This window comes from Nostoc sp., from assembly GCF_036917615.1.
Classification (GTDB): Bacteria; Cyanobacteriota; Cyanobacteriia; order Cyanobacteriales; family Nostocaceae; genus Nostoc.
Genome location: NZ_JBALCZ010000077.1, coordinates 163500 through 182969, shown reverse-complemented (window position 1 = coordinate 182969; position 19470 = coordinate 163500). Strand labels below are relative to the sequence as shown.

Genomic DNA, 19470 nt, shown 5'->3' with positions numbered 1-19470 from the left:
AATCGAGGATACTTGATTATTATTAACAAAACCTATGAATAGCCTCTGCCTTTTGGTAGATTCAACGTTTACAAGAGATTTTTTTATACAATACGTAGATTATACGGACAATGCCTCAGGTAGTTTTAATTAACCCACAAATCCCTCCTAATACAGGTAATATTGCTCGTACTTGTGCAGCTACGGGTACGGAGTTGCATTTGGTGGGACCTTTAGGGTTTGAAATTAGCGATCGCTACCTTAAAAGAGCTGGGTTAGATTACTGGCCTTATGTCAAGCTACACTATCACGAATCGTTAGAAGCTTTTAAAACCGTACATCAGGAGCGTGGAGGCAGATGGTTGGGTTATACGGTTCGTGGAAATTGTAATTATATAAACTTTCAGTTTCAAGCTGATGATTGGCTACTGTTTGGTAGTGAAACCACTGGTTTACCACCAGTAATTCTGTCAGATTGCGATGCTACCCTGTATATTCCCATGAGCCAACCGGGGGTTCGCAGCTTGAATCTGTCAGTGAGTGTGGCAATTAGCTTATTTGAAACCCGTCGTCAGTTAGGCTATTTACAATAGTTGTTTACCTTTATATATTTAAGTAAATATACTTAAATATATGTTCATGAATCTACTGAGACAAGTTATTTATGGCTGCAAAAATTTTCTTGGTTACCGCAATAATATGTAAAACAATATACTTAAAATTGGGTTTATTTGTAAATTGTAGTGGAAGATACTTACAAGCGAGGGGAGGTTATTATAAGAAATTTGTATATGAAACTTCGGATATTGCCAAATTTGAATGATAGATTTTGATGAATTTGAAACATCCTAAACTAGGGAACAAAAGTGCTACAACCTAGTCATGTTTTACATTTGAGCTATTTTAGCTCGATGAACGCCAGAAAGCAGCCCAAAAGTAACGGATAATTCATACGGTTGTTTTTTAAGGAATAATCAACGTAAAGTCTCGTGTTGAGAAGACGGATTGGGTAGAAATATCTTGAAGATATCTACAGTAGGGGCATCACTTTTCCAGAAGTCGCAGCAATTTAATTCTCAGCAGCGACTATGGACTTGGCAAATAGTTTGTCCAGTCCCCGCGATTGACGCAAGACAAGCGCGGACAATGGTAAAGAGTAAAACGTCCTAAGTGGTGTTAGGAGTGGTTCGGACAAGTAAACACAGCAAATTTTAAGTTTTGCTCACACGTGTGAACTTGTCTAAATCAGAGAAGCGGGTTAATCTTGCGTAAGCATCTCTGGTGAATGTGATCTTGATCTATCGTTCGTTGTGATCTAAATCATTGACTAGTATCCAACTGAAAAATCGAGGTCAGTTAAGCGCTAGTGATCATAGGAGGTCGTCTTTGAAACGAGCATTGAAAAAGAGAGTAAAAGCTGTGTTGAACAATAACCCCAGCAGCGATGATGCCCCGGTAGAACTGCTAAATGTGATCAATCCAAAAGTTAACCACCGGGTGCGGACAAAAGCTGCCATGATTGGCTTGGCAATCTCTATGGGAGCAACCAGCCTTTTGGTGACTCGGCAAAGCGATCAAGCCCAAGCAGCGGTGCCTGTCGGCAGCCAAAAGGCAACGTCAACGATTCCTGCTATTCGTGACACTGAGGTGAAATTCACCTCCACAAAGCTGGAGTCCCAAGCAGTCTCATCAGCGAGCGTGCCGGAAAATCCTGTGATCGTGGAACCAACGGCAGTCTCACAAGTGCCTGGGCTTGAAGCTAAATGGCAAGTTGCGGCAAATGGAATGTCTTTGCCAGTTCCGGCATCAAATACATTTTCTCAAGCAGCAGCAGGTTATAAAAATTCCACCTACCTGAAGCCCCAAGTGGCACAGGGATTGAACAAAACCTTAGCCGAAACTAGTTTCCCAACAGTCAATAATCTGTCTGACTATAGTGCTGATGGTGTTGGTAGTACAAATGCATCACTAAGTGCCCAGCCACAAACAGTGGCAACATCTGGCGCAGCCAACAGTGAAATAAATGCACAACTTAAAGCGCAACAAGAGTTCGCACTGAATCGCTTACAAGAAAAATCGAACCGTTTAAGAAAGAGTCTGGCGGAGTTGCGGTCTGGGGAGACCAAAAATTTATTACAAGCTGATATAGAGTTGGCGCAGCCGACAGCTGTAATTGAGAAGACCGTATTAGCCCAGTCGGACACTTCTAGTGATGCAAGCAGAGCAAAGCTGATATCAAGGTTAAAACACAAGACACAGACGACTGCATTTCTACCAGTACCAGCTAGACCAACAATTATTGCGTCCTCGACTCATACAGCCTACGAAGTTAAGCCTGGAGATACACTAGCAGCGATCGCCAGCAGATACAATACTTCAGTATCAGAATTAGTTAAGGCAAATAACCTCAATAATCCAAATCAGCTGCAAATTAGTCAAAAACTGATTATTCCTGCTGTTCAAGTTGAGGCAACTGTAGCGACTAAGCCCACTTTTGTAGAGTCCAGCAAAACTCCTCATGTTGCCACCTCCCGTGTGAACATTGGTAGTGCCAACTCATATCTACCTACTTCACAATCACCAACTATTGCCGACAACAGTAGCGTTGCCGTCCCTACACCGATAACTGTTCAAGTTCAGGCAAATAGTGCGACTAACTTAGATACAGCCCCCCCCACGGCTAGTTCTTATGGCGTCGGTGGTGAAAGTCCAGTGCCAACAGCTTTTATCGAAATCCAACAGCCTAAAACACCAACAAATAGGGTCGCAAGGGTAAACAATAACAATAACGACCGTTTGCGGGGCTTACAAGCGGAAATCCAGAGGTTACAGCATAAATATCGCGCTCAACAGTCTGGTAACTTAGTTGTGCCAGCAGCTACCGAAACTAATAATGCTGCGATGCTCACACCTATTTCTACCCCCAATAATTTCACTGTACCCAACCCCGCGTCTCGATCGAATAGTGTAGCGATACAAATTCCAGTTCCTACACCTATTAGAGCTAGCTATAGCGTTCAGCCAATTAAGCCCCAATTCAGTGCTATTATACCGGCTAACGAGCCAGTAAATCCAGATTTCTTGCCCAATCTAGGCTCTGCTAGTCAGTGGACTCCCTCTGGCAATCCATCTGGCCGAAAGGTTGCAACGCCTGCTGGGAGAATAAATGCCTCTGACTCCTTAGGAAAGATGCGGGGAACTACAGTTTCTCCACAGATGCGGATACCACCTTTGGCAGCAGTCGATCAATATCTGCCCAGAGCAATTGATGAAACTATACCCCCTCCATCTAGTAGCTCATCCATAGCTTACACATGGCCGGCAAAGGGTACTCTCACCTCTGGCTTTGGCTGGCGCTGGGGTAGATTGCACAAAGGAATTGACGTTGCTAACTCTACTGGCACGCCAGTTGTTGCCTCAGCTGAGGGTACGATAGAAAAAGCTGGCTGGAATAATGGTGGTTATGGCAACCTCGTCGATATTCGTCATCCCGATGGCAGCATGACTCGCTATGGTCATAACAGCAAGATTCTGGTGCAACCTGGTCAGTTGGTGCATCAAGGAGAAACAATTGCTTTAATGGGTAGCACTGGTCACAGCACTGGCCCACACAGCCACTTTGAAATCCATCCACCAGGTAAGGGTGCTGTTAACCCAATAGCCTTCCTACCAAATCGCCTGTAATTCTTGAGTAGTCTGTAACTAAATCATTGCCTTGTTAGTTGAGGGAGTTTACCTCCCTCTTTTGCTTTCTATGACCTCAACAGGGATAGAAGTTCTAACAAAATTGCTAAAGGGGCTAGTCTTCAGCAAATTTGTATGCTATATTAGTTAATGATTTGATAAATCTGGCTCAGTAGCTCAGTTGGTTAGAGCACGGGACTCATAAGCCTGGGGTCGTTGGTTCAACTCCGACCTGAGCCACTTTAAAAGTTATAAGTAGTGAATTGTGAGCTATAGAGTAAGTTTTAAATAACTTTCATTGCTTTGTAAGAGAGAGTTTTTAGTCTAAATTTAGAAGTCATCTATTAATAAATACTCAGCACTATTTAATGTGGCGGATTACTTCGGCAATTGACCAAGCTTGAGCGATCGCTCCTCTGGGTGTGTGAGGTAGATCGCCATCAAAAATCTCAGAAATAGAACCAAGACAAGCGTCAAATAGGAAATGATCTAGCAGGGGTTGCCAATCAAAAGGCAGCGATTGTTGTGGATAAAAACGTTGCCAAGCACGAATATATGGGCCAATTAGCCAAGCCCAAACAGTGCCTTGGTGATAAGCGTGATCGCGTTGCTCTTGGTTGCCCTGGTATTTCCCTTTGTATTCAGGATCTCCTGGATCGAGACTGCGAAGACCATAGGGGGTAAGCAAGCTCGTAGTTGCCAAATCTAATATCTGACACCCTTGCTGCTCAGAAAACCCACAATGGTGCAGCGACAGCGCCAAAACGGCATTGGGACGAATTTGAAAATTCCGGCGATCGTCCGGCTCAATAGTATCGTACAGATAACCTAGCTGAGGATTCCAGAACTTTTGCAGCGAGGTTTTAACGTGTTGTGCTTGTTGAGCATAACGCTGTGCTTGCTTAGTCAGACGCACTGGCGAACCATACTCAAGCTGGCTCAATCGTTCTGCCCACTGACTCAGCCAACATAAAGCAGAATACCACAGCGCATTGATTTCCACTGGCTTACCGTGACGGGGAGTGACGGGATATGACCCAATTACCACATCCATCCAGGTGAGGGCTACACCACGAGCATCCCAACTAACAAGCCCATCAGTAGCATCAACCTGAATATTGAAATGTGTACCACCGACAAATGCTTTGTAAATTTGCTGTACTACGGGGAATTGCTCTGCCAAAAATTCCCAGTCTTGGGTGGCTTCTAAATAAAGTCCTAAAGTTTCAATCCACCACAATGCCGCATCTATACTGTTATAAATTGGTTCACCATTAACATCAGGAAATACATTCGGAATCAAACCGTGGCGACAATAATGCCCAAAAGTTCGCAATACTCCTTTTGCCAGGTCAAAGCGTTGTGGAACTAGTGCCAACCCCGGTAAGGCGATTAATGTGTCGCGTCCCCAGTCATTAAACCAGTGATAACCAGCAATGACCGTGGAACCAGCAATTGAGGCTCGATAGACGATAAACTGATCGCTTGCTTTGAGTAGTTGTTGCAAAATTGGGGAGTGGGCATGGGGGAGCCACTGCGTTAGAGGGGTTAAGAAACTTGTACTACTAGGTGGAAGCAAGCTACGCGCAGCGTCTTCGACTGGAGAAGCAAGTGGGGTGATTGGGCATTGGGGAGCCAGTGCGTTGCGAAAGTTGCCTCCGTTGTAATCCTTTGGAGAACCCGCAGGGTAGCAACTGGCGTCATTGGGCAGATATTGGGTATTAGGTATTGGGCATTGGTAATTATTCTCCTGCTCCTCTGCTCCTCTACCCCTCTGTGCCCATCCAAAAATCTGTGAGAGCCGTTTTTGCTCTGCCTCTACGGCTTCTGCAAAGGTTTCGGAGGTGAGAACACCTAGCAACGGGTTGGGAAAACCTACTTGTGCTTCTAGAGTAACTACATCTCCTGGTTGGAGTGTGACTATCAAGTAACCAGGACTGTAGAGGTCTTCCTTGTCGCCTAATCCCCGTTTTGTCTCCTCAGGCAATCCATAATGCCAATACCAAACTGCGTCTGGTTGATAATTTCCTTGTGTCCAGCGCAAGTGCCAAGGTATGCCGAAATGCCCAGAATTGATTGCTTGCAGACAGACTTGCTGTTGTCCTAGCAATTGTGAGAAGTATAATTCTGGGCCAGCAGTCTGCTGATGGTGAAAGTCACGTTCTGCTATCAGCAGTCGCAGCCGTAAAATCGCTGTATCAGTTCCTTCATAACGATACTGGATCAAAATCCGATCGCAAAATTGGGGGTGGGCATTGGGCATGGGGCATGGGGCATTGCTTATCCCCCCTTGTCCTCCTTGTCCCCCTTGTCCCCCCAGTCCCCATTGCCCCTTATCCATAGAGAGCGCCACGTGTTCCCCAGTCCCCACGAACCCATAGGGCATCACCAATTGTCTAGTTAACTGCCAGTTATCTTCACCCCAAATCCATTTTGGAACTGGGTTAATATCAAAACCGCGTAGCAGTTGATAGCCTGTCGGCTCAATCTGACCGTTACCCCAAAAATTTGTCCCCAGTGCCACAACGCTCCCTAATACTTCCAAGCTAGCTTCTAGGTGCGAAAACAGCAGAGTCCGCCCAGAAGGCGGGTTTGTAGCGGCAAACAGCCAACCATGATAAGTGCGCGTGCGGACATCAGAAACCGTACCACTGGCAAAACTTCCCAAGCCATTAGTAAGCAACCATTCTCTTGTATCTAAATCAAGCATTTGCTACTCAAAATCGTTATGAGTATGATATAGTCGTAACAGATTGTAATTAAACTGTGAGTCAGCCCTGAAGGAGGGTTTCCCTCTGTAGGGGACTGACACTAGCGTAGCGTTAGCGAGTACTCGAGCGTCACCCGAAAGGGTCAGAGCGTGGATGGGTGAGTTTTACTTGACCCGAATTCCAACGCTACTAAACAAATAAAGGAGAATTAGGTTAATGTCCCTCACTTACGGAACCGAAGGATGCCTCCGCGTTGGTCAACAAGCTCCCGATTTCGCAGCAACGGCTGTGGTAGATCAGGAATTTAAGACAATCAAACTTTCCGATTATCGCGGTAAGTATGTCGTGCTGTTTTTCTACCCACTAGACTTTACCTTTGTTTGTCCCACTGAAATCACAGCATTTAGCGATCGCTACGGAGAATTCAATAAAATTAATACAGAAGTCCTTGGGGCTTCCGTTGACAGTGAATTCTCCCACCTCGCTTGGATTCAAACAGATCGTAAGTCTGGTGGCGTCGGCGACCTGAATTATCCTCTAGTCTCTGACATCAAGAAAGAGATTAGCGGCGCTTACAACGTGCTTGACCCAGCAGCAGGCATTGCCTTGCGTGGTCTGTTCATCATCGATAAAGATGGTATCATACAGCACGCCACAATCAACAACCTAGCTTTTGGTCGCAGCGTTGATGAAACCCTGCGGACATTACAAGCAATTCAGTATGTTCAGTCTCACCCCGACGAAGTTTGCCCAGCTGGCTGGCAACCTGGTGATCAGACAATGGTTCCTGACCCAGTGAAGTCTAAAGTCTACTTCTCTGCTGTCTAGATTTCGCTACCTAGCAAACTTTAATCCATCCATATTAGAGTTGAGAGCAGAATCAATGATAACCACAGATTAACAGAGATACACATTAAACAGTGTCAACCTGCATATCTATCTGTGGTTTTCTCATAAAATAGTATTGAAATAATTAGGGTTAAAATTATGCTGACTTCAACTGATTTTAGTGGCTTATTAAATGAGCGATTCTTCCGCAATTTTTTACCAGTTCCAGCAACACATCAACTCAGATTGGGAGTAGGAACGCCAGATTTTCAACTGCCAGATATTACCAACGGTACTTTAGTAAAATTGTCTGATTATAAAGGCAAACAACCAGTGTTACTCGCCTTTACTCGCATCTTTACTGAAAAACAATATTGCCCTTTTTGTTTTCCTCACATCAAAGCTTTAAAGGAGAACTACGAGCAATTTAAAAAGCGTGGTATAGAAGTTTTGATGATTACTAGTACCGATGAACGGCAGAGTCAAATAGTTGTGAGGGATTTAGGCTTACAAATGCCCTTGCTAAGTGATCCCGGTTGTCGAGTGTTTCGTAACTATCAAGTAGGACAAGCACTAGGAGCACCTTTGCCAGCCCAGTTTGTATTAGATAAAGAAGGGAAACTCCGTTACTGGCATTTATTTTCTTTTTTGGATCACAATGCTAGCATTGAAACTTTGTTAGAACAATTCAATTGAGTATAAGGTGTAAAATTGGCAATGCCCACCCTACTCATAAAATTGTGAGGTTTTATGGTGCTGACCCTTTATCATTCGTCGATTTCTCCCAACTCTCGCCGCGTCTGGATTACTCTGCTGGAAAAAGGACTTGAGTTTGAATTGGTAGAGATAAAACTGGATGGAGAGCAATTTAAACCAGAGTTTTTGGCAATTAGTCCCTTCCACCACATTCCGGCTTTGGTGGATGATGGCTTTAATGTAATAGAATCTTTGGCAATTCTGGATTATTTAGAGGCAAAATATCCCACACCTGCGATGTTGCCTAAAGATGCCAAGGATTTAGCGATCGCCCGCATGGTACAACTGGTAACTATGAATGAGCTTTTGCCAGCAACCACCACATTTTTACCTCAGATATTAGGCTTACCTGGAGAAGATCCAGAAAAAATTGAGCAGGCAAAGCAAAAAATTTCAACAGTGGTGAAGCTTTTTGAAAATTTACTTGACGATCGCCCTTACTTTGGTAGTGAAAACCTAACTTTAGCTGAGGTTGTGGCTGGAACTGTAGTAATATGGCTGCCGGAAATAGGCATTTCTTTAAGTGATTATCCAAAGCTGAATGCTTGGCACGATCGGTTAGCTGCACGGAAAACGTGGCAAGCTACCGAGGCTACACCAGAGGCAATGGAAGCGCTTAAGTCCATCGTGGTAGCGAGAAACACGCAGCAAATTCATACTTAAATGTAGAGACGGTAAATTTACCGTCTCTAAAATCCGAAATTTTCACAGCCTGACTTGCTGCAAATGACTGCGGGGATTATAAGTACGTATAGCCCTAATTTTTTCATAATATTCCCGCTCTTGTTGGCTGAGGTCTTTTGGTGGTGCGATCGCCACCTTCACCAACTGATCACCGCGTCCCCCCTTGGCAAGGGGCCAACCTTTGCCACGTAAACGCAGCGATTGACCAGAACGCACTCCCGCTGGTAGCTTGACATTAACTGAACCATCGGGAGTGGGTACATCAATAGACGCTCCTAAGGTAGCTTCATCTGGTGTGATTGCCACTTCGCACACCAAGTTATCGCCTTCCATTTGGAAGAACGAGTGCGGCTGAAGTTCGACTTTTAAGTACAAATCCCCTCTTTGTTGAGTCATCGGGTTGATTTGACCTTTACCCCGCACCCGCAGGCGAGTACCAGGTTTAGCCCCAGATGGAATACGAACATCAATTGTTTCGTTACCTAAACTGAACCGCTTTTGCACACCATTAAATGCTTCAGCAAAAGTTAGGGTAATTGCAGCTTCACTATCCTGGGTAGTACCCGCACCTGCATCTTGAAACCCAAAATCGTTAAAGCTGCTGCTAAAACCACTTGACGCACCTGTGGAAGTGCGCTGGTAAGAGTAACTTTGTCGTCCACCACGAGGCGTAGCACCACCAAAGCGTCCTAGCAACTCATTGATGAACTCATCAAAATTGCCGTATTGACTGAAGTCAAAGCCACCCATATCAGCACCAACGCCGCCGGATGGGAAACCTTCACCAGCTTGTTTCCAATATTGACCGAATTGGTCGTACTTTTTGCGCTTATCTGCATCTGACACAACTTCGTAGGCTTCGCTAACTTCTTTGAAGCGTGCTTCTGCCTGTTTGTTGCCTGGATTAACATCAGGGTGATATTTGCGGGCTAGTTTACGAAAGGCTTGTTTAATTTCCTCTGGACTGGCAGTCTTACTTACTCCCAAAATTGCGTAATAGTCTTTGAAGTCGGTTGCAGCCATCTACCAGCCTCCTATATAAATTCCCGTTATGTTTTTTTTAGATCACAGATTTGTGGTTTGCCAGGTATAGTGCCAAGCAAAAGAATCTGATTTTAAATTAACAAACAATATAGAAAATCAAGTGTGGTTCTCGCTCACCGAGTGATCGCAATTTCCGTACTCCGATTTTTCTGATAAGCGGATCAGGCTGTCTAGTCCTTCTTCCAAGCTTGGGGGAGCATCCCGGAGTTGACGGTGCATCCGCAAAATAATTTCTTCCGGAACCTGGCGCGATCGCCTTTTATTGCGTGCCAAACACAGCCAAACTGGCGTATCCACCCAAATTCCACTTATGTGGGTAAAGCCCAAGTTACGGGCTAAAGTAATGACCTCACGACGATGGCGGCGCTGGGCATTGGTAGCGTCGAAAATAGCTGTATTAGCTGTGGCTACTGCTTGCTGAAATTGCCGCTCAATTTCGTGCCAAATCGGCAGCCACGGCCCCTGAACGGCTTGGGAACCGAACAGTTGCCCCCGGATGGCATCCGTAGAAATTAGCGACATCTGGGAGCATTCTACCAGTAATTTTTTTACCAAAGTTGACTTACCGCTACCTGGAAGACCAATCAGTAATAAAAGTGAGGAATGAGAAGTTAGGAGTGAGGAATTAAAAGTGAGGAATGAGAAGTAATCAGAATTTTTAGTCATTAACTCCAAACTCCTAACTCCTAACTCTGTCAATTTTAGATTTTGAATTTGGGATTTTGGTGAAGCAGCGCGGTCTTCTCTACGATACGCTACGCGTTCGCCCTTGGCGTCTCGTAGAGAAGGGGGTTTCCCCCATGAGTGACTGCACCAAGCCGAAGGGATTGAAGAAAAAATCTAAAATCCAAAGTTGAATGACTCCTAACTATTAAATGATCGTTCCATCGGGAATTACAGCATTTTTCAGCACGACGACAATACCACTGCGGATGTAGAAACCTTGACTTTCGCGGTCAGCTTCTTGCACGTTATCTTTATTGATAATTTTGACATCATGACCGATACTGGCGTTTTTATCGATGATCGCACCGCGAATAATTGAGTCAGTACCAATACCTACGGGAATGTCACCTTTTTCTACGTTAGATTGGCGCTCCACAGAAGCTTGGTAAAAATCTGCACCCATGAGTAGGGACTCTTCGATCACACAACCAGATTCAATCCGCGATCGCACTCCCAACACTGAATGTTGAATGCGGCAATTTTTCAAAATGCAACCTTCGCCGATAATTGATTCTGTTACCTGGCAATCTAAAAGTTTACTTGGAGGTAAGTAGCGAGCGCGGGTATAAATTGGCGCTTTTTCATCATAGAAACTAAAGGGTGGCTGGGGCTGCTGAGTCAGGGCTAAATTGGCATGATAAAATGCTTCGATTGTTCCAATATCTTCCCAGTAGTCATCAAAAAGGTAAGCTTGAACGTTGTAATCTTTAGAGGCATCAGGAATAATTTCTTTGCCGAAATCAGTCCTTTCTATACCTTCTCTTAACAACTTGAACAAAACCTCTTTTTTAAAGACATAAATCCCCATTGAGGCGATGTAAGGCTGTTGCTGGGCTTGTTCTTTTGATAATCCTAGTACACTTGTATCAACTTGCATTTGGAGTAACGCTTCACCTTTGGGTTTTTCGCTAAAATCGATTACCCTACCAGAATCGTCAATTTTCATCAAGCCAAAATCTGAGGCACGACGCTCATCGATGGGGATGACTGAGAGAGTGATATCAGCCCCCGTTTCTCTATGACGCTCGATAAACTGGCGATAATCCATGCGGTAGAGGTGATCGCCTGAGAGAATTAGATATTCTTCTACATCCCATTCTTCCATTAACCACAGATACTGACGTACAGCATCGGCTGTACCTTGGAACCAGTTTGGGTTTTCTGGTGTTTGTTGTGCGGCTAACACTTCTACAAACCCTTCGTTGAAGCCAGTAAAGTTATAGGTACGGGCAATGTGACGATTCAGGGAAGCTGAGTTGAATTGTGTCAGGACGTAGATTTTGAATATTTCGGAATTTATGCAGTTACTTACAGGGATATCGATTAAGCGGTATTTCCCCGCCACTGGCACTGCTGGTTTAGCGCGTAGTTTCGTTAGGGGGTAAAGCCGAGTACCCGCGCCACCACCAAGAATGATTGATAATACTTTCTTCACCAAATTTCTCCTGACTGCCTTTCAACTCTCATCTTCAGTTTAGGACTGTCTGCCACCACAGGTAAGGGGGGAGCAAATATTCTCAGGGATGAATTTTACAGAATGCTGTTGCTGATGGATAGTGCGGCTGATAAGGAGAAAAAATAGAACATTTGTATTAATTTGGATAAGAAATGAGGTGCGATCGCTAGACTACACTCATGTTGAGAGATATAACTAAATTTCCGGTTATGGTCAAAAACATAAGTTTAAAGAGATTAGACCTCTTGCATAAATGCTTAAATTGTCATATTGAGCGGAGCTAAACAGAGTAGTGAGATTCTTCTGTCCACTGCGTTCCGCTCAGAATGACATTTTTAATTTTTTTACTTTTGCAAGAGGTCTATTTGCTAATAACCCATTTGCTAGTTATGGTTATGGATTCAGGCGATCGCTTGAAATCAGTTGAGCAATAAAATCCCCTCCAAAAAGAATTGTACGAAAAGAATCTAATTAATGAAATAATTGCCATTTATGCGAGCGTCAAAGTCCTGCACTGAGAATTGCTTAGATTCTTAGGCGGCTATTTATCGGCTTTTTTTGGGCTGTTATGTGTTGTTCCAGAGTGAGAAGGTCCAGGTTCTGGTGTGTCAGAAGGTGCAGGTTGTGTGTGAGAAGGTCCAGGTTCTGATGGAGATTGTTGGGAGTTGGTTCCTTTTCCTCCAGCATCCTGACTTTGAGACTGGGTGGATTCGGAATTATCGGAATTAGCTTCTAAGTTTTTCATGCCTTAAATCCTTATACTTGTCATCAGAATTATACACTTAAATTATGTATTTTAATCATATTAAATCTTTTTATTTTTTGGCATTTCCACAAATATGACGAACATCAACATATTTTTGGTGTGCCTTGTCATTATTATTTAAATATTCCCATAGCCAACTACAGCCTTTTTTTAATAAACTAGTAGTATTTGTCTGGGATGTATTTTCAGACTGAGAATCTAAACTCCATATCCTTAAAGTTTTGTCACGACTAGCAGTAACAATCAATTTACTATCATTGCTAAAGCTCAAGTCTGTGATTTTATCTCTGTGTCTTCCTATAAAATATTGTTGAGTGAGTTGACCATCTCTCCATAGTTGGATATTTCCGTCAATATTAGTAGCAGCAATCGTTTTATAGTCTGGGCTAAATTTAACTTTGTAGGCAGTATTAGCTTCTACTATTGTCACATTTGACCACGTTTTTTTGTCATTTTCCCTTCGCCACATTCTAACTGTATTATCGTAGCTAGAGGAAATGATAGCATTGTTATTAAGACCAAAACTTGCATAATTGACTGCTGCGATATGTCCTGATAAAGTAGCAACAGGAGTGCCATTTTTGGTGAATATTCTAATGTTTCCATCATCGGAGGCAATGACAATATTTTCACCACTATTATTATGACTAAATTCTGCACTCCAAACTTTGTCTTTGCCATTTCCTAGTATGGTTTTATAAGGTTTTTTTATAATTTTTGATGAGTCATATTTCCATAACTTTACAGTACCATCTTCCCCAGTAGAAATTATTTCTTTATCAGGACTAAAATTGACAAAATAGATATTTTTCTCTTCTGTAACCGAATCCAGGAAAGTACCATCTTTCTTCCAGAGTTTCACTTTTTTATCAGCACCAACAGAGACTATATACTGACCGTCAGGACTAAAATTGACACTATAGACAGCAGCATCATGTGTCATAGTTTTAACTAAAGTGCCATTAAACTTCCAAATTTTCACAGTTTTATCTCTGCTTCCAGAAACAATAAGGTTTTCTGTAGGACTGACACTTACACTGGTAACAGAATCCGTATGTCCCTCTAAACGGTTATGTTCTTGCACTTTATCAATTACTAATTTAAATTTATTGAGTGTGTTAGGATCTTCAAGACCTATATTTTGTAATTGCTTGAGTGCTTTAACACTTTCTATAACTGCTTCAAGTTGATAACCTGCATCTAAAAGTAGCTTAGGTGTTGAAGTTAAAGCAGTAGAAGCTATCGTATTTTTGACTGTATTGTCTGTTCTTAATCGCCATACAAAAAAAAATCCCAATCCTAGAGATAAGACTACAAGTGTTGCAGAAGCGATCGCAAATCTAGTTCTTTGTGATTCCGCTTTGGCTTTGGCTTCTGCTTCTCGTTGGAGTTTTTTGGCTTGTTCTAATTCTGCCTGATTTTGGCGATCGCGTCTCTCCAAACTCTTATGCAAAAATTCTGAATCTAATGGCGTAAGTCTTGGCTGAGTCTTATTCATCCACTCATAAATTACAGCCAAGTTTGCACCCGCTAACAGTGCATCATCCGATTTCTTAAATCTTTGTAGCCATTCCTGACAATCTTCCTCTAAAGAACGACTCAGACGAATATTCTCCAGATTTTCAGCAATCCAAGTATTTAATAATTTCCACTCAGATAAAAGCGCTTCATGAGCAACTTCAACCGTCTTTTCGTCGGTGATAATTAAGCGCTGTTGAGAACCCGCTAGCAATCCTACAACCCTTTGCAATTGTTGTGGAGAATCTGCAACTACTTCTAATCTATCCCAGGTAGCACGCCGCCGCGTCACTTCTCCAGCTTCACCTAATTGCACTAATTCCATAAACAAGCAACGCGCAAAGGCTTGATCTATAGTTGTTAAACTTTCATACAAAATTGTCGCTCGTTTGTCTAAAGCTCCTTTAACTCCGCCAATTTCCTCATAACCTTTACGAGTTAAAAGTGGTTCTGGCGATTCCGGTTCTTCAATGCAAACTCGCCACAACTCTTTAAGCGCATATTGTAGTATAGGTAATACACCAGGACGGTTGACTACATCGGCGGAAATTTGCGAAACTAAACCACGCTCAAATGTTACCCCATGTAATTTGGCTGGTTTTTCAATTGCTTCTTCTAACTCAGCAAAAGACATCGGTGTGATGATGAATGATGTAGGAGGAATATTATTAATAAGAGTAATAATTTCTCGATAGTCAGCACAACGATTTAAGAAATCACCGCGAATCGTCAAAATTATCCGCGTTTCTACCTCAGCCTTATTTACTTCCTGTGCTATTAAGCGGATAAAAGTTTTGCGTTCCTCATCGTCTTGACAAAGGGTAAATATTTCTTCAAATTGATCGATAAATAATAGATGCGGCTGATTTTGCTGCTGTTGTCGAGCTAAAATATCAACCAATTTACCTAAAGGATGCTCTCCTGGTGTAAAAGATGCAATTTCCCATTCACTGCTTCCAGGGAGGCGATCGCCTTTCAGTTGCGGTAACAAACCGGCTTTTACTAACGAAGATTTACCACTACCTGAATAGCCAATTACAGCCAAAAATCGACTCTCTACTAGACGCGAAATTAGGGTACGAACTGCTTCATCTCGTCCACAAAAATATTGCGCTTGTTCTGATTCAAAAGCATAAAGTCCCCGATAAGGATTTTCCTGATTGAAAATAATTTTTTCGCCTGTAGGAATATCTAATTGGGGATAAGTCACTAAAGTAATTGAACGTCCCCAACCCATGCGAATCGGCTCCTGTACAGAACCTTTAAGTTCGTTGCTGATAAAATCAAATAAGCGATCGCCACTTATTCGCCTACTACTACTTGCATTTTCTGCCGCCAATCCCTTAACAACTGCACCTGTGAAAATGCTATATTCTTCACTTTTAATCACTCCGGCGCGTTCAAAGCCGCGACAAGCTGTAATTAAGTAATAATCTTTTTGTGTACTGAAAGCGTTAAGAGTTCTTTCTATTAATTGTCTTTCTAAGAAATAGCCGCTATGACAGCAATCGAGGAGCATCACTAAACTACTCAATTGCGAATCTCGAATTAAGTCGTTAAGACTATCCAGGGGAATGCCATATTTTTGTTCAGCATTTTCGTTTTCTTTAAATTCAATCTGACAATCGGAACTTGCTAAATATCCCTTTTGTTGTCCTAAATTGTCGGAAATAGTAAAACCGTGTCCGCTAAAATAAATCAGCGCTTCATTATTAGCTGCTTGCTCTAGCAGGAATGTTCTCAAATCTTGCCCAAGTTGAGCGCCAGTAACTTTTTGCGCTCCCATTTCATAGCCGTTTTTATCTTTATTCCAGCGCTGTGGTAGTCTTTGCACAGACTGGAAATCACCATATTGCTCTAGGAGTTGCGCTACAGCCTCAGCATCATTTGTAGTCTTCGACAAACGCGATAATGATGGGCTGACATATTCGGCGATGCCAATAACAAGCGCGTATCGTGCCATTTAACACACCTTGGGTTGGTAAATGCGGAATAATCTTGACAGACACAATCAATGGCTGTGTTACTAGAAACAATACCATCTGTTAGTTTTCTGCAAGCAAGCTGAAATTTATTCAGATACGTTACAAAACTTAATTGAGGTAGCCCATGTCAGAAGTGCAGCAACTATTTTTCCAAGCAGACGGGGAGATTGAGCAGATTGAGATTAACGTCACAGCCACCGAAATAACTCAGGAAATTGAGGAGGACGATGATGGCATAGAATACAAGGATGTGCGAACAGATGCGATCGCTCGGATGCAACAAGCTCGCCAAATGATTCGCTCTTATACTATCTATGCTCTGAGTGCTTTTAAAGACTTTAATACTGCTGAGATTGAAGAGGTAAAACTTACATTTGGTATTAAGTTGGGTGGTAAAGCAGGCATTCCTTACATTACCGAAGGTTCAGCTGAAAGTAATCTGCAAATTGAGGTGAAGTGTAAGTTTCCAGAAAAACAAAAACCTGATTCATAGTAACTGTAAAAAATTATCCGCGCAGTCTAGGGTTAGGCAATGCCCATTAAGCACCCAACTTCCCTATATTTATTCTCCTATTAACCAAACGTAATTGCTGCGATCGCTTCAAATACCTCACCCAAGGTTGCTCTGACAATTGGGAAATGGCATTTTGTGACAGTGTTGCCGTAAAAATATCTTTGCCACTGGTAATACCACTGACGCCTAAACTTTCTAAAACAGCAGTTGCAGCAGAGTCTAAAATTGGTTCAGTATGGATGAAAACCTCCAAACTAGTTTCTTCTGGGTCTTGAACATCATTCAGCCCTGTAGCAAGAGCGGCATCTAATTTCTGATAATTCATCAGCAATTCCTTGGTAAAAAGGGTAGGCAATAATTCCCTACCTTAACTTATCAAAGTTATAGGTTTTTATCGCCTACCCTTGTACAGAAATAATATCCACCTTTTTCAGTCTAATTACAGATTTAAAGCATTAATCACTCCATAACCCCATTTGTGATCAAATGTGCCTGCGGGTTTTCCGGGAATGGCACTATTTTTGCGTAGTAAGTCTTTCACAGCAGCCGGATCAAGTTTAGGATCTCGCTGCAACAGCAGTGCCACTAATCCACTAACCAACGGTGTCGCCATACTCGTACCAGCCTGAACCACAAACTTGGAATTAATCATCGATGAGCGGTCAAAATTTGCATCGGCGGAAAGTGTGGAAACAATCATTGCTCCTGGTGCTGCTATATCCGGTTTCTGTCCATCATTGCGTAAAGGCCCTTCACTACTAAATTCCGAAATAGTATGCAATTCTAAGCCCATTTCTCGCACTTGGTCATCAATATCTGTGTACTTGGTTTTAGTAGTATAGGCGGCAACTGTAATTGCACTGCTGGCAGTTCCCGGCGAACCAATTTTTACCGCATCCTTCACACTTTTCCCGGTAAAAAACACTGATGAACTGTCATCTAGCGTCCAGACATCTAAACGTGTGTCAGTTGAGGAAGCATTGCGGACTCGCAACTGCCAAACACCTCCCATTACTGGCGAGGGGCCAATACCCCGGATTTGCACAAAGAAATTATGGTCGCTGTTAGCTTTATCTGGCCCTGGTGTCGCTAATTGCACCCGTGCATCTGGTAACTGGTAATCTTGCGCGGCATTACCGTCAGTAATTATTTTTTGGAAGGGGGTGACAAAACCGTTAGGACTCCGCACCGACACTTCCAACTCACTGTCTTTGGAATACCAAGCATTTAACCAAACTATGCCTATTTGATTCAAAGGAACATTAAAACGCATACCACGAGTCCGTCCACTGTGTATCGTCGCTTGTCCATGAATGTTATTGTTTCCTTCGTTACCCGCAGCACAGCAAACAATTCTTCCAGGGCCAGTTTCGGCGTCAATAACCTTTGATAAAGAATCGCTACCATCATGGGCATCAGCGTGTCCACCCAAGCTAAGATTCACCACTGCTGGGCGTCCCAACTCTTTTGCAACTCGGAAAATGTAACGCACACCATCAGCAATATGGGCATCCTGTAAATCTGACCTGACGACAATTAATTCCGCTTCTGGTGCTACACCGCCATAGTTAGCATCGGCACCGGCGGCAATTCCAGCAACGTGAGTACCATGACCGCCAGTATCTTGAGAAATTGTCAGTTGCGCTCCGGTTAATTCAGCCCCATAGCCACCCTCCGTAACTCCTGGGCCTGGCAGTGTTTGATCCCAAATGTGTAAAATTCGTCCAGCAAAGGCGGGGTGTTTTGGATCAATGCCACTGTCTATAATGCCAATGATTACTTCTTTACCAGTCAGTCCGGTTTGGTTCTTGAACTCCGGCAGTTTGACTTTTACCAGTGCAGTGTCCATCCTCAAATGAAGTTTGCGTGATGGCTTAATCCGCTGAATAACATCTTCTTCAGATAAGACATCTAAACTATCTAACGGTAAAAAAGCCGTCCGCACACTCCCAGAGTTCTGATTGACTTCAATATTATATTGTGAGAGATAACTCAAGTCTGCATCAGGTTCGCAGTAGATAAAAACGACGCTCTTAGTAGGCTTGACCGGGCTTTTGTGGGCAATAATACCAAGCGATCGCTTGTGTGTAACTAAAGCTTGCTCTCCTTCATTTTGATAGTCTTTAAATGCTAAAAGTAGTCCGGGGGAAAGTTTTTCGTGTCTCATTTATACCTCAAATTAAATTTATTTACTGTCAGCAAAATGGTGATTTTAGCAGGATAAGTCGCTCTAGGATTCATGCAGACAATGTAGTTTTTTAGCCTTGATTATTTGATGCGACTATAGTTATCCATTTTTTTTAGAGATAACATCAAATAAGCTTAGGAGACGGGAAGTTTTTCCTAAGACAATTGCTACTTCATAACTCATATTCCTAAATTATGTCTCCCTCATAGTGATTTTCTCTGGCCATGAGGCATCTTTGAGCAGCCGCATCTAAGAATTGCCCAACGCAAGGATCAATGGTAATTTTTATGAAGCTATTAAACTAATCCAGTGTCTGCCTAAATCATTACGGACAAAGTGAAGAAAAGCAAATTAAGAATAATTAAGTAATAAATAAAAAAGATAAATTTAATAAATCTTGAAGAAGAATTCCGGAACGGAGCCGGAGACTCTCTGCGGCTTGGTGTCAGAATGCAATCAGTGGCGGGTCTGTCTTGTTGATCTGTTAAAAACTAAAACAAATTGTAGTCAAAATAGGAAACCTGATAAAATTTACGTATAAAAAAGTACTATAAAGCCTAAATTGCTAATGACTACTGAGAAATGACAGATTTTCTATCATAAGTAAGAGCCATAAAGAAGCTAATATTTG

14 protein-coding genes and 1 tRNA gene are annotated in these 19470 nt (G+C 42.7%); 7 read left to right on the top strand and 8 right to left on the bottom strand.

Annotated features, from left to right (window positions below):
• Positions 1 to 110: 110 nt before the first annotated feature.
• From V7K85_RS28255 to V7K85_RS28245, 3 genes are all read left to right on the top strand, one after another.
• Positions 111 to 572, top strand: a complete 462-nt coding sequence (locus V7K85_RS28255) for a tRNA (cytidine(34)-2'-O)-methyltransferase (protein WP_334818718.1) — start codon at positions 111 to 113, stop codon at positions 570 to 572.
• 793 nt (positions 573 to 1365) lie between these two features.
• A complete protein-coding gene (locus V7K85_RS28250; protein WP_442940628.1) occupies positions 1366 to 3663 on the top strand; it encodes a peptidoglycan DD-metalloendopeptidase family protein in 2298 nt (765 codons plus the stop codon).
• A gap of 166 nt (positions 3664 to 3829) precedes the next feature.
• Positions 3830 to 3903: transfer RNA gene (locus V7K85_RS28245), tRNA-Met, on the top strand.
• A 121-nt stretch (positions 3904 to 4024) separates the two neighbouring features.
• Here V7K85_RS28245 and V7K85_RS28240 read toward each other — a convergent pair.
• Positions 4025 to 6373, bottom strand: coding sequence for an amylo-alpha-1,6-glucosidase (locus tag V7K85_RS28240; protein ID WP_334818712.1), 2349 nt, complete (start codon positions 6371 to 6373; stop codon positions 4025 to 4027).
• A 217-nt stretch (positions 6374 to 6590) separates the two neighbouring features.
• Between V7K85_RS28240 and V7K85_RS28235 the strand changes: the two genes are divergently transcribed.
• The 3 genes from V7K85_RS28235 to V7K85_RS28225 all read left to right on the top strand — a co-directional run bounded on the left by V7K85_RS28235 (position 6591) and on the right by V7K85_RS28225 (position 8621).
• Complete coding sequence (locus V7K85_RS28235) at positions 6591 to 7202, top strand: peroxiredoxin (protein ID WP_334818710.1); 612 nt, start codon at positions 6591 to 6593, stop codon at positions 7200 to 7202.
• A 159-nt stretch (positions 7203 to 7361) separates the two neighbouring features.
• Positions 7362 to 7898 carry a peroxiredoxin family protein gene (locus V7K85_RS28230; protein ID WP_334818709.1) on the top strand — a complete coding sequence of 179 codons (537 nt, stop codon included), beginning with the start codon at positions 7362 to 7364 and terminating at the stop codon, positions 7896 to 7898.
• A 57-nt stretch (positions 7899 to 7955) separates the two neighbouring features.
• Complete coding sequence (locus tag V7K85_RS28225; protein ID WP_334818733.1) at positions 7956 to 8621, top strand: glutathione S-transferase family protein; 666 nt, start codon at positions 7956 to 7958, stop codon at positions 8619 to 8621.
• A gap of 42 nt (positions 8622 to 8663) precedes the next feature.
• On the opposite strand, the gene V7K85_RS28220 is transcribed toward V7K85_RS28225, so the two are convergent.
• From V7K85_RS28220 to V7K85_RS28200, 5 genes are all read right to left on the bottom strand, one after another.
• A complete protein-coding gene (locus V7K85_RS28220) occupies positions 8664 to 9665 on the bottom strand; it encodes a DnaJ C-terminal domain-containing protein (protein WP_334818708.1) in 1002 nt (333 codons plus the stop codon).
• Between the two features lie 117 nt (positions 9666 to 9782).
• Complete coding sequence (locus V7K85_RS28215; protein WP_334818707.1) at positions 9783 to 10352, bottom strand: AAA family ATPase; 570 nt, start codon at positions 10350 to 10352, stop codon at positions 9783 to 9785.
• 205 nt (positions 10353 to 10557) lie between these two features.
• Positions 10558 to 11847, bottom strand: a complete 1290-nt coding sequence (locus tag V7K85_RS28210) for a glucose-1-phosphate adenylyltransferase (RefSeq protein ID WP_334818706.1) — start codon at positions 11845 to 11847, stop codon at positions 10558 to 10560.
• Between the two features lie 562 nt (positions 11848 to 12409).
• The gene (locus V7K85_RS28205) at positions 12410 to 12613 is read right to left on the bottom strand and encodes a hypothetical protein (RefSeq protein WP_334818705.1); all 204 of its coding nucleotides are present in this window, start codon (positions 12611 to 12613) and stop codon (positions 12410 to 12412) included.
• 70 nt (positions 12614 to 12683) lie between these two features.
• Positions 12684 to 16115, bottom strand: a complete 3432-nt coding sequence (locus V7K85_RS28200; protein ID WP_334818704.1) for an nSTAND1 domain-containing NTPase — start codon at positions 16113 to 16115, stop codon at positions 12684 to 12686.
• A gap of 146 nt (positions 16116 to 16261) precedes the next feature.
• On the opposite strand from V7K85_RS28200, the gene V7K85_RS28195 reads away from it, so the two are divergent.
• Positions 16262 to 16630: a CU044_2847 family protein gene (locus tag V7K85_RS28195; RefSeq protein WP_334818702.1), complete on the top strand. Its 369-nt coding sequence runs from the start codon at positions 16262 to 16264 to the stop codon at positions 16628 to 16630.
• A gap of 46 nt (positions 16631 to 16676) precedes the next feature.
• Here the strand turns inward: V7K85_RS28195 and V7K85_RS28190 are convergent, their stop codons facing one another.
• The gene (locus V7K85_RS28190; RefSeq protein WP_334818700.1) at positions 16677 to 16976 is read right to left on the bottom strand and encodes a hypothetical protein; all 300 of its coding nucleotides are present in this window, start codon (positions 16974 to 16976) and stop codon (positions 16677 to 16679) included.
• Positions 16977 to 17090: 114 nt separating this feature from the next.
• Positions 17091 to 18818 carry a S8 family peptidase gene (locus tag V7K85_RS28185; RefSeq protein ID WP_334818698.1) on the bottom strand — a complete coding sequence of 576 codons (1728 nt, stop codon included), beginning with the start codon at positions 18816 to 18818 and terminating at the stop codon, positions 17091 to 17093.
• Positions 18819 to 19470 lie beyond the last annotated feature (652 nt).